The 13,474-nt window shown below is 47.6% G+C and carries 13 protein-coding genes and 2 pseudogenes; 4 read left to right on the top strand and 11 right to left on the bottom strand.

Features of this window, described 5'->3' with window-relative positions:
* Positions 1-367, bottom strand: a 367-nt coding sequence (locus ACINWC323_RS0119475) for a recombinase family protein (protein ID WP_032881812.1), incomplete at its 3' end; no start/stop codon positions are given.
* 94 nt (positions 368-461) lie between these two features.
* Between ACINWC323_RS0119475 and ACINWC323_RS00005 the strand changes: the two genes are divergently transcribed.
* A complete protein-coding gene (locus ACINWC323_RS00005; RefSeq protein WP_004726714.1) occupies positions 462-3,428 on the top strand; it encodes a Tn3-like element ISAcsp1 family transposase in 2,967 nt (988 codons plus the stop codon).
* A 51-nt stretch (positions 3,429-3,479) separates the two neighbouring features.
* Positions 3,480-3,602 (top strand): annotated as a pseudogene (locus ACINWC323_RS19975) (helix-turn-helix domain-containing protein); the annotation flags it as partial.
* Between the two features lie 91 nt (positions 3,603-3,693).
* Here the strand turns inward: ACINWC323_RS19975 and ACINWC323_RS00010 are convergent.
* The 5 genes from ACINWC323_RS00010 to ACINWC323_RS00030 all read right to left on the bottom strand — a co-directional run bounded on the left by ACINWC323_RS00010 (position 3,694) and on the right by ACINWC323_RS00030 (position 7,183).
* Positions 3,694-4,095, bottom strand: a complete 402-nt coding sequence (locus ACINWC323_RS00010; protein ID WP_009516420.1) for a PaaI family thioesterase — start codon at positions 4,093-4,095, stop codon at positions 3,694-3,696.
* Positions 4,096-4,114: 19 nt separating this feature from the next.
* A complete protein-coding gene (locus ACINWC323_RS00015; RefSeq protein ID WP_000378064.1) occupies positions 4,115-4,579 on the bottom strand; it encodes a PaaI family thioesterase in 465 nt (154 codons plus the stop codon).
* A 56-nt stretch (positions 4,580-4,635) separates the two neighbouring features.
* Positions 4,636-5,607 (bottom strand): BtrH N-terminal domain-containing protein, encoded by a 972-nt coding sequence (locus tag ACINWC323_RS00020; RefSeq protein WP_000186299.1) that lies wholly within the window; start codon positions 5,605-5,607, stop codon positions 4,636-4,638.
* Positions 5,604-6,230: a TetR/AcrR family transcriptional regulator gene (locus tag ACINWC323_RS00025; protein WP_000952904.1), complete on the bottom strand. Its 627-nt coding sequence runs from the start codon at positions 6,228-6,230 to the stop codon at positions 5,604-5,606. The genes ACINWC323_RS00020 and ACINWC323_RS00025 overlap by 4 nt, the downstream gene beginning before the upstream one ends.
* Positions 6,231-6,313: 83 nt before the next feature.
* The gene (locus ACINWC323_RS00030) at positions 6,314-7,183 is read right to left on the bottom strand and encodes a metal-dependent hydrolase (RefSeq protein ID WP_000149466.1); all 870 of its coding nucleotides are present in this window, start codon (positions 7,181-7,183) and stop codon (positions 6,314-6,316) included.
* Positions 7,184-7,839: 656 nt separating this feature from the next.
* Here ACINWC323_RS00030 and ACINWC323_RS00035 point away from each other — a divergent pair.
* Complete coding sequence (locus tag ACINWC323_RS00035) at positions 7,840-8,070, top strand: IS5 family transposase (RefSeq protein WP_004656998.1); 231 nt, start codon at positions 7,840-7,842, stop codon at positions 8,068-8,070.
* A 38-nt stretch (positions 8,071-8,108) separates the two neighbouring features.
* Here ACINWC323_RS00035 and ACINWC323_RS00040 read toward each other — a convergent pair whose 3' ends face one another.
* The 3 genes from ACINWC323_RS00040 to ACINWC323_RS0119465 all read right to left on the bottom strand — a co-directional run bounded on the left by ACINWC323_RS00040 (position 8,109) and on the right by ACINWC323_RS0119465 (position 11,171).
* On the bottom strand, positions 8,109-9,323 hold the full coding sequence (locus ACINWC323_RS00040; RefSeq protein WP_001193555.1) for an NAD(P)/FAD-dependent oxidoreductase: 1,215 nt from the start codon (positions 9,321-9,323) through the stop codon (positions 8,109-8,111).
* Between the two features lie 86 nt (positions 9,324-9,409).
* Entirely contained in the window at positions 9,410-10,792 is a 1,383-nt protein-coding gene (locus ACINWC323_RS00045; protein WP_009516417.1) for a cytochrome P450, read from the bottom strand.
* A 58-nt stretch (positions 10,793-10,850) separates the two neighbouring features.
* Positions 10,851-11,171: a 2Fe-2S iron-sulfur cluster-binding protein gene (locus tag ACINWC323_RS0119465; protein WP_004658513.1), complete on the bottom strand. Its 321-nt coding sequence runs from the start codon at positions 11,169-11,171 to the stop codon at positions 10,851-10,853.
* A 216-nt stretch (positions 11,172-11,387) separates the two neighbouring features.
* On the opposite strand from ACINWC323_RS0119465, the gene cypR reads away from it, so the two are divergent.
* The gene (cypR, locus tag ACINWC323_RS00050; RefSeq protein ID WP_004658508.1) at positions 11,388-12,467 is read left to right on the top strand and encodes a transcriptional regulator CypR; all 1,080 of its coding nucleotides are present in this window, start codon (positions 11,388-11,390) and stop codon (positions 12,465-12,467) included.
* Between the two features lie 240 nt (positions 12,468-12,707).
* On the opposite strand, the gene ACINWC323_RS0119460 is transcribed toward cypR, so the two are convergent.
* Together ACINWC323_RS0119460 and ACINWC323_RS00055 are read right to left on the bottom strand one after the other, a co-directional pair.
* Complete coding sequence (locus ACINWC323_RS0119460) at positions 12,708-13,061, bottom strand: recombinase family protein (protein ID WP_009516421.1); 354 nt, start codon at positions 13,059-13,061, stop codon at positions 12,708-12,710.
* 117 nt (positions 13,062-13,178) lie between these two features.
* A pseudogene (locus ACINWC323_RS00055) lies at positions 13,179-13,397 on the bottom strand (ATP-binding protein); the annotation flags it as partial.
* Between the last annotated feature and the right edge of the window lie 77 nt (positions 13,398-13,474).

The following is a 13,474-nucleotide window of genomic DNA, read 5'->3' as shown; positions in this document are numbered from 1 at the left end:
ATGCAGACATCACAGAAGCCATGAGCTTTCCCTGAGATGTGGAAAGGTCAAACTGCAAACCTGTTTGTGCCACCAGAGATACCCCGAAATGCCCAAGATCTTGTAATGACTGTACGAGATCCACGGTGCTTCTGCCCCAGCGTGTCAATTCCGTCACCAAGATGGCATCGATTTCACGAGATTGCGCCATGGTCATCAAGTATTTTCTTTGCAATCTCTCATCCTTACTGCCTGATGCAGTTTCTTTCCAAACACCGACAACATCGTAGCCGCAACGATTGGCGTAGGCACGTAGGTCATATTCCTGTCGTTCGCAGGACTGATCGTTCGTTGATACTCGGCAATAAATGGCCGCATTCTGTCCCAATTGAACCTCCTTGCGAAATTGCAGCGCAAAGCTAAGCGTGGCGGTACAAAATAATGTACCTTTAATAGTTTAGTTTATTTGGGACTAATGAGCCATGCCGCGCCATTCTATTTTGTCGTCCACGGAATTGGGAAGCCTGTTCGAAATTCCAGATGATAGAGCTTTTATGCTTCAGCATTACACTCTGAGTGATTCTGATAAATCCATAGTCCATCAACATCGAGGGGCATCCAACAAGCTAGGCTTTGCAATTCAACTTTGCTACATGCGTTACCCTGGAGTGATATTGGGTATTAACGACGAACCATTCAAACCCTTACTTTTCATGATGGCTGCTCAACTTAGTATATCAGTGGACTGCTGGAATGATTATGGTCAGCGCGAGCAAACAAGACGAGAACATATTGCCGAATTGAAAAAAGTTTTTGGGTTCAAACTATTCACCTTGAGTGACTATCGGCAATCGGTCAATATGATGGTGGATTTGTCCCTTCAGACAGATAAAGGTCTTATTTTAGCCACAACTCTCGTTGAAAATTTACGACAAAAATCAGTCCTTTTGCCAGCTATAAATGCAATTGATAGTATTTGCGCAGAAGCAATCACATCTGCCAACCGCATAATTTATACTGCTTTGACGAGCTCACTTTCAGAAACTCATCGTCAAAATATAGATGCTTTGCTGAACCGTAAAGAGGGCAGCAAACTGACAATATTGGGGTGGCTTAGACAGTCACCAGCTAAACCAAACTCAAAGTACATGCTTGAGCACATTGAGCGGCTGAAGTGCTTACAAGCCATCGATCTACCTGAAGACATTGGAAAACACGTTCATCAAAATCGCTTACTGAAAATTGCTCGCGAAGGTGGGCAAATGACTCCTGCTGATTTGGCCAGATTTGAATCTCAACGTCGATATGCCACTTTGGTAGCAATCGTTGTGGAGAGTATGGCCACGATCACCGACGAAATTATTGACCTGCATGATCGCATTATTGGAAAGCTATTTGCTATCGCAAAAAATAAACACCAGCAACAATTTCAATCATCAGGTAAAGCGATCAACGACAAAGTGCGTTTGTATGGGCTTATCGGGAAAGCCTTGCTAGATGCCAAGCAAAATGGCAGTGATCCGTTTGCCGCCATCGAAACTGTTATTTCATGGGATGCTTTTGCAGCAAGTATTACTGAGGCAGAAAAACTGGCGCAACCCGAAGACTTTGATTTTTTACCACGAATTGGCGAGAGCTATGCAACTTTACGCCGTTACGCGCCAGAACTTCTTGCCATACTTAAATTGCGTGCTGCCCCAGCAGCAAAAGATATGCTTGCCGCTGTAGAGTTGCTCCGCAGCATGAATGTTGATAATACACGAAAAATCCCCTCTAATGCTCCAATAGCGTTTATCAAAAAACGGTGGGCAAGACTAGTCTTTACCGATGATGGTATTGATCGCCGCTATTACGAAATATGTGTGTTATCTGAACTTAAAAACTCGCTACGGGCTGGGGATCTCTGGGTACAAGGCTCTCGCCAATTCAAAGACTTCGATGAGTATTTAGTGACTGCTGATAAATTTAATCAGCTAAAACAGTCCAATGAGTTACCTCTAACCATTACTACTGATTGTGATCTATATTTGCAAAGTCGCCTTTCACTATTGGAGCAGAAATTAGCAATCATTAATCGCATGGCAGCGACCAACGATTTGCCTGATGCGATGATCAATCAATCTGGTCTAAAAATAACACCTCTCGATGCCGTGGCTCCTGATACAGCCCAAACTTTAATTGACCAAACAGCAATGCTGTTACCACATATCAAGATCACCGAATTATTAATGGAGGTCGATGAATGGACAGGCTTTACTCGACACTTCACTCATTTGAAAACGGATGACACTGCGAAGGATAAAGCGTTATTGCTCACGACCATACTGGCTGATGCAATTAATTTAGGGCTGACGAAAATGGCCGAATCATGTCCTGGTACAACTTATGCCAAACTCTCATGGCTACAGGCTTGGCATATCCGTGATGAAACTTATTCAACGGCATTGGCCGAATTGGTGAATGCTCAATTGAAACAACCTTTCGCTGAAAACTGGGGAGATGGCACTACCTCCTCATCAGATGGCCAACGCTTCCGCGCAGGTGGCAGAGCTGAAAGTACAGGACATATCAATCCAAAATATGGCGCAGAGCCTGGAAGGTTATTTTATACACACATTTCTGATCAATACGCACCATTTAGCAGTAAGCTGATCAATGTGGGCGTTCGTGATTCAACCTATGTTCTTGATGGGCTGCTGTATCACGAGTCTGATTTACGCATCGAGGAACACTACACCGATACGGCTGGATTCACCGACCATGTTTTTGCACTCATGCACATGCTAGGGTTTCGATTTGCACCACGAATTCGTGATCTGGGCGATACGAAACTCTATATTCCAAAGTCAGACATAGACTATGCCGCACTTAAACCCATGATTGGCGGCACACTGAATATCAAACAGATTCGTACTCATTGGGACGATATTTTGCGTCTGGCCGCATCAATCAAGCAAGGGACTGTCACAGCGTCGCTAATGCTACGTAAACTCGGTAGTTATCCACGACAGAATGGTTTGGCATTGGCATTACGAGAGCTGGGGCGTATTGAGCGCACACTGTTTATCTTGGATTGGTTGCAAAGCGTAGAACTACGCCGTCGGGTTCAAGCTGGATTAAATAAAGGTGAAGCCCGTAATGCATTAGCGCGCGCCGTTTTCTTTTATCGATTGGGTGAGATTCGAGATCGAAGCTTTGAGCAACAGCGTTATCGAGCCAGTGGCTTGAATCTAGTGACCGCCGCCATTGTATTGTGGAACACGGTTTATTTAGAGAGAGCGACTAACGCCCTACGAGGGCATGGTCGCACAGTCGATGATACCTTGCTGCAATATCTGTCACCGCTGGGGTGGGAGCACATCAATTTAACTGGGGATTATCTATGGCGAAGCAAAGCCAAGATAGGTGGTGGAAAATTTAGGCCATTGCGCGCAATTGAAAAACCTTAGCGTGCTATATTTTCCGTTTCCTGAGACGACCCCTACAAGGGCCGTAAGCCGTCACTGACTCCTGAACAAGTGGCTCTGCTGCATCAACGTCTTGAATCTGGCGACTACAAAACCAAGCGAGCATTGGCGAAGGAGTTTGGGATTTCTGCGCCAACGCTGTATCGGTATCAGTAGTAGTTCCAGCTATTTGATATTATTTGTCTATCTATTGAAAATTTTTCTGAGTAAAACAGGGTCGGCATCCTGAACTGAGCTTGCTCCAATTTTATTTGCTGCTAACCGTAAACAGGAATCGACCGATACAAACCAACTTGCCATCAAGTAGTAACTGAACCGATACTGTCGTAATGCGCCGACCCGCACGAACAATACTGGGGACTGCCTGTAACGTACCTATAAATGCTGGCCGCAGGTAATCAAAGGTCATCGTGGAGCATAAGGGCAGCTCATTATCACCACGCTGACGGGCAAGATAGGCGGCGGCGGCCACTTCACCAAAACTCGCGAGAATGCCGCCATGAAACGTGCCAATCATCGGGTTGCCGATATGCGAATCACGAAAGTCCATAAAGTACTGTATTTCTCCATGTTGCATTTCCTCACGAAAACCTAGAAAATCGACAAAAGGCTCGTCACACAATTTTAGTGGGGGTGTTTCCGCGCTCATCTGATTTACTATACTCATATCACTCGCCTCGCGCTTCATTGCTGTCAAAAGAGGGTCCCATCGTGCCGATTGCGAAAGAACCAGTGACAGTAGCCAGTAGCTCACCACTGTCTTCTGCAACCGCTCGGCCCGTGATAAAGGCCACCGTATCGGTTCTACCAATGCAATCCACTATCGCCTTTAAACCTACCGCAGAGGGAATACGTCGCAAAAAATCGACACGCAAATCAATAGTGGCAATCGGCTCTAACGACCGCAATGACGAAAAAATAGATAAGCCGCAAGTCGTATCCAGCAGCGTCACCAAAGCCCCTCGATGCAGTGAGCCTTTACGGTCAGAGAGTTGCTCAGAGAAGGGCATCGTCATCTCGGCATGACCATCGCTCACTGCACCAACACTAATATTGAACATATTGAATAAAGGGTGATTAGTACCAAAAAACGCCTTAGCCATGGTCAGGTGTGCCGTGTTATTACTGTCCATTTTTGAACTCCCGCCATTGCTGGCTGATTTTATTGCGAAAAAATTAGCGGCACGTCTCAAAGTGCAAGGGCGGCATCTGTATAATTACGTTCGGCCTGCATCACCGCCACAATGGCCTCTTCAATGGCGGCATATGGAAAGTTTGTGCTTTCCGAGGCAGACTTCAAACACATGGCTAATGCCGTCCATGCTTTTTCGCAAGCCCTCATTAACAGGGGCAGTCGATATTGCTGTACACTTGCGTCATAGTGAACCGCTTCATCAAGGAATTCAGCGTACATTTTGCGGAAGCCGCCGCCACCTGTGCCACGCTTTTCAATAATTTGGTAGGCAAATCGGGTCGTCCAGTGCCAATCGCCTGTGGCTCCCCAACGACTCAGTTCGGCCAGCCATGTTTCCAGTGCCGATATGCCACTCACAGCTAATGACTTGGCGTTGTCATGGATGACACCGGTAATCATCTCGGGGGTAATTTCGCCTTGAAACGCGGTGGGCGTGAACATATTGCCATAGTGAATAAATGGGGGCTGTGTAGAAAAACGTGCGCGGGTCAGTGCCTCTCGCGTCACCGACAAAACACTCGGACGCTCGGTATCGGTGACAAATACCGCACCTGTCTCTGGATTTCTCGACCAAGCGGCTATGGCGTGACCGGGAAAGTGCGTGCTGCTGTTGAAGTAAGGTAAATAAAAAATATCCGTCAGCAACAGGGTGGGGTGACCCGCATCCAAACATTTCTCCAGCGCGGTGGCTGCCGATTCGGGTGACTCGAAGGTTTGCCACTCAAAGGGTATACCGATACTTTCAAATACGCGCGCTTCAAACCCCAAAGACCGCACATGCACTAAAAATGGCACAGGGGCGTCAGCCATTTCCAAATAGGTCACGCCAAGCCCTGAGCCTAATCCAAAGCACATGGCCTCGGAAATATTCAGCCCATTAAACTCGAGCAAATCACGAATTGCGGAGCTGCCACAATGCCTCCCGATGGCGTGCGTGATACGGGATGGAGTCTTATAGTTGGTCACAGGTTTTTTGCCTCTTCGTGAAAATCTGGATTAAGGATGCCTCTTGTCATCATCTGCCATATCGCATCCGCGATCTGTTCAAGATTGTACTTACCATTTTCTTTATACCAAGTGGCAGCCCAGTTTATTGCTCCTAGCCCAATCAGTCTTAACAGATCTGCATCCACATCGTTTCGGATACAACCATAAGACTGCAGATCATCAAGAATTGTCTGCCAATATCGCTCGTATCTGTCTCTCTCAGCAATAATCTGCTCACGTGCGACTCCATGTACCGAGCGCCACTCAAACAACAACACATAAACCATATCGTCACCCGACATAAGGATATCGACATGTGTCTGCAGTGCCGATTGCATTTTTTTGAGTGGATCTTGAATCGCGGAAGTCGCCTCAACAATCCTGTAAATAGTTCTCTCAATAGCAAGCCGCATCATATCAACCAAAATATCGTCTTTACTACGATAGCGGTAATGCAGACTGCCTGGAAGAATACCACAAGCACTGGCAATTTCTCGCACACTGGTACGCTCAAAACCCTTTTCTCGAAACAGCTTGGCAGAAGCGGCTAATACTCTCTCGCGGTCAGCAACTTCGACTCGCGTAGATTCACTACTCAACATAGTTTGACTCATAACATTATATCAATAAGACAGGTTACTCGACTTGGTCAAGTCGAGTCGAGTCTTTCACGGTCTCTCCTGATCTATACAGCTTTTGCAATGGGGACATTAAAAACAATTCGTGACGCTTCCATAGGGTCTTGATGCTTATCATATTCAGCCAGCCAAGAATTAACCTTTTCTGGGATTTCGGTGTCGCTAGGATGGAAACCTGGCTTAAACCAGTCCAGATAGCGTGGAATAAGTCTGGTAATCAGGCCACGTGGTCCATAGAGGCGATAAAATCCCTTAGCAAGCACCAATGGCTGACCTTGTAGTTTGTCAATTTTCAACATATGCCAAAGAACTGAGCCAACCACCGCATGTACCAGTAGCGTTCCGATAATCAAAGCAGATGCGCGGGTGAAATACCCCCCACCTGCCGCTGTTTCGTAAACATCAAAGGCTACTGTTTTGTGTTCGACTTCTTCTACCCCATGCCACATGAACATGGCACGCATTGCGGGATGAGCATTCTTGAACATCTCACCCTCACCCTCCATAGCACCCTCGCCTAGTACAGCAGTAATATGTTCAAAGGCAGCTGTCATGGCCAACAGATACTTGGCGGGCAGGTGTTTTTGGGAGAGCCGAATAAATAATTTGAATCTTGCGATGACCTTTTCGACATGAATGCCTTGCGACTGCATCACCGCATTATACTGGTCATGCACAATGCCATGTTGCGCTTCTTGGCGAAAAAAGTTTTTGATATCTTCTCTCAGTTTAGGATCTGTGACCAGATCCTGATAGTTACGCACCGACTGAATAAAAAAACGCTCTCCATCGGGGAAGTGAATAGAAAGTGCATCAAAGAAGCGTGTTAACACCGGGTCACCGTCGTTCCAAAAAACTGGAACATCACTTAAATCAAACCGCGGCTTACGTGGCTGGATATTGATCATATGAGTCATGGCGAGAGTTTCCTTGTAAAGGCATCGAATGTCTGTAAACCTGCTATCACATTTGACCTTGAGCAATATTTTTCACCTTGGTCAGGCACAGCAAATATCACACAAGAATTCAACGGGTATTGGTCAAATGACCAAATGCATATTTTGAATATATATTGGTCGATTGACCAAATGTCAAGCCTGTCCTCAAAATTTGATAGAATGAGTTAACAACGCAGCAGGTGAGCCAGATCATCTTTGACATCGAATATAGCTACCAGACCTTTTGGCAGAGGTGTTTTTTTAATGTTAGTTTTTTTACATTAGAGTGTGTTGACGTTTGAAAATATTGATTGCAAATTGGAGGCAGACTCAGAGAATTAAAGCTCTCCCCATCCGAGTCCACCATGCCACGCTTTATGCTGAACGACCAACATTGAGCAAAGATTTCTCCTATGCTCAAGCAACAGGACATTGATCACAAACCAAATTTACGGCTCACCGTAGAAGCCATGCTCTACAGAATGTGGGTGAAATGTCCATGGCTAGACCTACCTCCTGACTGAGTTTGGTCAGCAGCCTAATCTCTACAAAAGATACAACGACTGGTCAGCAAAAGGTTTTTTCCAAAGCATACTCAGGGTTTTATCTACTGACTCTGATATAGAGTAGGGGTTATGGATAGCAATTACGTCAAGGCACATCAACATAATGCACGTGCTGCAACTCACGATCAGGAGGCGATTGGCTTAAGTCGAGGTAGCAAGACAAGTAAGATCCATCTTGCCGTAGATGGGTATGGATTACCCATCGTGTTTGCGATCACGGGTGGTGAATTACACAAAGCCAAAGCTGCACCTGACTTGCTCTCACAGGTATCTATCGATGCCATTCTGATTAACATCTGAATCAGCGTAATGCAAATCTAGCCTGATGTAGTTTTAAGCTACCCCATCAACGCCTGTACCGCAATCGACTCATCCGCCAACCGCAGTGGATCGACCGCCGTACCAGCCGTGATCAGCTTTTTGCTTAGCATAAACTCCTGCGGACGATTCACACAATCCGCCGCAATCAGGCGACCCGCCTGCAAATAAAACGCTGCAAAGCTACGCCTTTGCTGCACATCACCCCGAATCACGATCTGATCATACCCCTGACTGAGTCCCGCAATCTGCAACTTTAGATCATACTGATCTGACCAAAACCAAGGCAAACTCTTCGAGGTCCGCTGTAAGCCACACAAGGTCGCCGAGGCAATTTTGGCCTGTTCATTGGCGTTTGGTACCGACTCCAAGCGCATCCGCCGCTGATAAATCGGATTAAACGCATTGGCACAATCCCCGATGGCCACAATCTCTGGCGCACTGGTACGGCAATACTCATCAATCACAATACCATTGTCCACCTGCAAGCCCGCGTCCAGCGCCAACTCGATATTCGGTACAACCCCGACCCCGATGATCACCAGATCTGCATCGAACATCGAACCATCGGCACACAGCACCGCTTGCGCCCGCCCCTCACCCGTGATCGCCGTGACCGACACACCGGTATGAATCGTCACACCCTGTTCGCGATGAATCCGCGTATAAAAGTCCGACACTTCCGGTGCAGTTACCCGCTGCAAAATCCGCTCGGCGGCTTCCAAGACCACCACCTGCATGCCCTGCTCGGTCAATGCGGCGGCTGTTTCAAGACCGATATAGCCACCACCGATCACCACTGCTTTGCCGTTGGGTTGTACAAATGGCTGGATAGCCTGTACATCGCTGATATTTCTAAGATAATGCACACCTGCCAAATCAGACCCAGCCAGCGACACCGTCCTGACTCGTGCACCGGTACACAGCGCCAACTGGTCATACGCAAGCGTACTGCCATCTTGTAGTGTCACGCTGCGCGCTGCCCGATCAATCGCAACCACCCGCCCGTGCCGAAATTCGATCTGATTTTTTTGATAAAAAGCGGCTGGCCGAATCAATAACTCATCGACCAGTTGTGCACCGCATAAAAAGGTCTTGGACAACGGCGGTCGATGATACGGCAAATACGGCTCATCGCCGATCACCACAATCTCGCCCTGCCAGCCATCTGGCCGCAGACTTGCCGCCAACTGCGCCGCAGCATGACTTGCGCCAATGATGACGATTGTTTGCATATGAATTCACTCAGTTCATGGTTGATGCACAGCATCAATTGTTGCCGACGACAGTTGCAAAATGCCTCTGTCGCCTATTTTGATACCTACGCTTTGGCAGTCAGTTTGACCATCATCTTGGCATAGCCGCGCACAAAGTTAGACTGCACCAACTCTGGCTCACCCAATACCTCAATATTGTCGAAGCGAAGCAATAACTCCTCCCACAGAATCCGCAACTGCATCTCGGCCAAGCGATTGCCCATACAGCGATGCACACCAAAGCCAAATGACAAATGATTGCGTGCACCTTTACGATCAATCAAAAACGCATCTGGCTGTTCAATCACCCGCTCGTCACGATTGCCCGAGGCATACCACATTAAGATCTTGTCGCCCTTACGGATGGTTTGGCCGTGCATCTCGATGTCTTGCTTGGCGATGCGACGCATATACGCCAGTGGGGTCTGCCAGCGAATGATCTCGGACACCATATTTGGAATCAGGCTCGGTTGGTTTTTCAGTTTGACAAACTGCTCAGGAAACAGGTTCAGCGCATATACCCCGCCGGTCATGGAGTTCCGCGTGGTGTCATTCCCACCGACAATCAGCAAGGCCAAATTGCCCAAAAACTCCATCGGACGGTGAATCAAATCCTTGGTATCGTCATTGCTCAGCATTAAGCTAATCAAATCAAATCCCATCGGCTCACCTGCCGCTTGCTGAGCCGCCTTGGCATGCCACAGCGCGGCAAACTGCTTGGCCATATCAGCGGCGGCATTAAAAAGCACATCGTTGTCGCTAATCTCACCGCCCGTGGCTTCTGCGCTGCCCGCCAACGTATCAGACCAGTACACCAGCTTGTGCCGCTGTTCATACGGAAAATCTAACAAGGTCGCCAGCATGCGTGCGGTGATTTCTTTGGACACCCGCTCCACCCAATCAAACGGCGTATCGAGCGGCAAATCATCCAAAATCTCTTGTACCCGACTGCGGATCAGCCCTTCCATTTCTTTTAAATTTTTCGGTGCGACCACACCTTGTACCGCTTGACGCTGCACATCGTGCTTAGGCGGATCCATTGCAATAAACATTTCCACATCCAGTCCGGCGGGCGGCTTGCCAATCACAATCACCGGTTCCGCCGAAAACAGCTCGTGGGATTTGTCCACGAACACAATATCGTCATAACGGGTAATCGACCAAAATGCACCGAATGGACTGCTTTTTTGGTAATGAACAGGACGCTCGTCGCGTAGCCGCTTAAAGTATGACTGCCATTGATGCTGTCGATATAAAAACGGATTGCTCATATCGATGTCTTCGAGCTTGAGCGTGGCAACATCGGGGATTGGCTTTTCTACAAAATCAGGGAACGGTTGCGCCTGTGTCACCCGTTGCTTGACCTTTTGGAACACCTGCATGCCTTTCACTTGTAAATGCATGGGTATCGGCAGCAGGGCTGAAATTTGGTTTAGTGTGGCTTGCATGTTTTTCATGATTCATTCCTCAATGATGATGCTTAACAGCTGTTGAAATCTGCCGTCACTACATTTGAAACTCAGGCAAATGCACCACCATGCCATCCATTGCATCGGACAATTGAATCTGGCACGCCAAACGAGACGACGCCGTACCTTCTGGTACCATCTCTAGCATGCGCGCCTCTTCGTCATTGGGCTGTCCTGTCGCCGCCAGCCAAGCACCGTCAACGATCACATGACAGGTTCCACAAGCACATTCGCCACCGCAATCTCCATCAATGCCGGATACGCCGTGATCGATAGCCAGTTGCATCAGCGACTTGCCCGCTTCGATGTCAAGTACGGTGGCGGTACCGTCATACTCGATCAATGTAATTTGACCCATTATTACTACTCCTGTGTGGTATACGGTTGCTGGTGACGCCGATGAAAATAGCCATCCCTCTTTACTCATAATAGACATGTATCCATACTGCTTACAGGTCTCTTGTTGACAATATAGGGTCATTAAAAGACGATTATGGCGCTGTAGCCCCATCGTCGATTGCATTTTTCTAGTCGATGTTCTTTCATACTGGTCTGTTATTGAGGTGTTTGAGCCATGTTGCATCCAAGTCTGCTGACTGGTCTCGCCAGTACAAGTGAATCTGCTAATATCCCCTGTAGCTATACCCGTCTGATTGGCCGAGAGCTGGACTTGCAGGCGCGTGACCTACCTAAACTATTAAAATTCACCACGCTGACCGCTGAACAACTGATGCGTGACGACACGATGATCACGGCCAGCCAACAGATTCAAATCTTACAAAATAGCTTGGAGTTGTCCGCATCCGATCAGTTTGGCTTGCGTTTAGGGCAGCGGCTCACGCCGTCAACACATGGCTCGATGGGCTTTTTAATCAATAGCAGCCCGAACTTATTGGCCGTGTTACAAGCGTTTCAAACTTTTTTGCCGACCCGTATGAGTTTGATTAGGCTCGAAACACACACCAATGCTGAGTGGACGACCTGCTTGATTTTCTTTGAGCAGACCTTGAGTCATGCAGTACATCGGCTACTGTCCGAAACTGTTGCGGTGATTTTTTCGGAATGTGCCGAATTTATTGTTGGACGACCGCTGACCGAGGCGGTGATTCAGTTTAGCCATCCCGCCCCCGATCATCATGCCTGTTACGCGGATTATCTTGCCGGTACCTATCAGTTTGATCAGCCACAACTGTCGATCCGAGTGCCGACCGAGTTGTGCTTGATTGCCAATGCATCCGCGCAGCACGATAGCTATCTGCTGGCGATGCAACAATGCGAAATGATCCTCAACCGGCTCAAGACCCAACAACACAGCACCACCTACCAAGTGCAAAAAGCCATGCTGTCCTATCCGCTCGGGCAACTGAGTGAAGAGGATCTGGCTGCAGCCTTGTTTATGAATAAGCGTACGCTGGCCAGACGTCTGGTCAAAGAGAACACGAGTTACCGGCTGATTCGAGATCGGATTTTATCTGAGAAAGCCAGTAGTTATTTACATGACCCTCAAATATCGGTCGAGGCAATTGCCAGCTTACTGAATTACCACGACTCTGCTAATTTTCGGCGCGCGTTTAAACGCTGGTTTGGTGTATCACCAAGTGCTTATCGGCGAAAAATCACCCATCGGCAAGAAGAAAATGACCTGAGAGAATGAGGTTGTTCGTATGATTGTTAATACGTTGAAACATCAATACGCCCTAGAAAAATACCTTAAAACGCTATGTCAGAGATGGCAATCATATGGCAGCCCTCCACTTCCAATCCGATAACCTCAACTCAACCCAACGCTTGCAACCCGCTGTGAACTCTGTAGAGGTTTTAATTCCCATTGCAGCCCATCCACCGTCAATGTCTTCAGTTAGGGGTCGTCTCAGGAAACGGAAAATATAGCACGCTAAGGATTTTCACTCCGACTTCTTTTAACGATATCCAACACGGTATTTTTGCTTAGATTGACCAGCCGACCGACTTGTCGATAAGAGTGTCCAGCAGACACCAACTCCAACACTTTAGGTGCCAGACGATCTGACTTGGTACGTTGACCAGGACGACGACCAAACACAACGCCACGCGCTTGTGCCGCTGCTACACCAGAGCGCACACGTTCACGTAGTAAATCTCCCTCAAACTCTGCTAATGCAGACATCACAGAAGCCATGAGCTTTCCCTGAGATGTGGAAAGGTCAAACTGCAAACCTGTTTGTGCCACCAGAGATACCCCGAAATGCCCAAGATTGTTGACGCTCACTTAATATTGACCAGCGATGCTCGTTGAATATTGACCAGGCATTTAAGCAATGTAGCGTACTACACTGCTGTGGATAAATCGATCAATTGCTGTTGCTTTTTCTTCACTGATCGACGGTTAAAATAACTCTCCTTTCTCTGCTTCTCGTTTCTTTATACGCTGCTTGGCTTCCTCCGTGCTTTGCTTAAAACGATAGGATTCATTACCCGTTTCGATGATATGGCAATGATGAGTCAGTCGATCCAGCAGTGCAGTCGTCAACTTAGCATCACCAAATACATTGCTCCATTCCGAGAAGCTCAAGTTCGTCGTAATGATAGGGGTCGTCTCAGGAAACGGAAAATATAGCACGCTAAGGTTTTTCAATTGCGCGCAATGGCCTAAATTTTCCACCACCTATCTTGGCTTTGCTT

The organism is Acinetobacter sp. WC-323 (genome assembly GCF_000314615.1).
Taxonomy (GTDB): Bacteria; Pseudomonadota; Gammaproteobacteria; order Pseudomonadales; family Moraxellaceae; genus Acinetobacter; species Acinetobacter courvalinii.
The sequence above is the reverse complement of the archived record's forward strand: the minus strand, read 5'-3'. Positions and strand labels throughout refer to the sequence as shown.

What these genes read in the sequence shown, in the direction of transcription:
- ACINWC323_RS00005 (WP_004726714.1), top strand. Translation starts at nt 462, where the DNA reads ATGCCGCGCCATTCTATTTTGTCGTCCACGGAATTGGGAAGCCTGTTC.
- ACINWC323_RS00010 (WP_009516420.1), bottom strand. Translation starts at nt 4,095, where the DNA reads ATGAGCGCGGAAACACCCCCACTAAAATTGTGTGACGAGCCTTTTGTC.
- ACINWC323_RS00015 (WP_000378064.1), bottom strand. Translation starts at nt 4,579, where the DNA reads ATGGACAGTAATAACACGGCACACCTGACCATGGCTAAGGCGTTTTTT.
- ACINWC323_RS00025 (WP_000952904.1), bottom strand. Translation starts at nt 6,230, where the DNA reads ATGTTGAGTAGTGAATCTACGCGAGTCGAAGTTGCTGACCGCGAGAGA.
- ACINWC323_RS00030 (WP_000149466.1), bottom strand. Translation starts at nt 7,183, where the DNA reads ATGACTCATATGATCAATATCCAGCCACGTAAGCCGCGGTTTGATTTA.
- ACINWC323_RS00035 (WP_004656998.1), top strand. Translation starts at nt 7,840, where the DNA reads ATGGATAGCAATTACGTCAAGGCACATCAACATAATGCACGTGCTGCA.
- ACINWC323_RS00040 (WP_001193555.1), bottom strand. Translation starts at nt 9,323, where the DNA reads ATGCAAACAATCGTCATCATTGGCGCAAGTCATGCTGCGGCGCAGTTG.
- ACINWC323_RS00045 (WP_009516417.1), bottom strand. Translation starts at nt 10,792, where the DNA reads ATGCAAGCCACACTAAACCAAATTTCAGCCCTGCTGCCGATACCCATG.
- ACINWC323_RS0119465 (WP_004658513.1), bottom strand. Translation starts at nt 11,171, where the DNA reads ATGGGTCAAATTACATTGATCGAGTATGACGGTACCGCCACCGTACTT.
- cypR (WP_004658508.1), top strand. Translation starts at nt 11,388, where the DNA reads ATGTTGCATCCAAGTCTGCTGACTGGTCTCGCCAGTACAAGTGAATCT.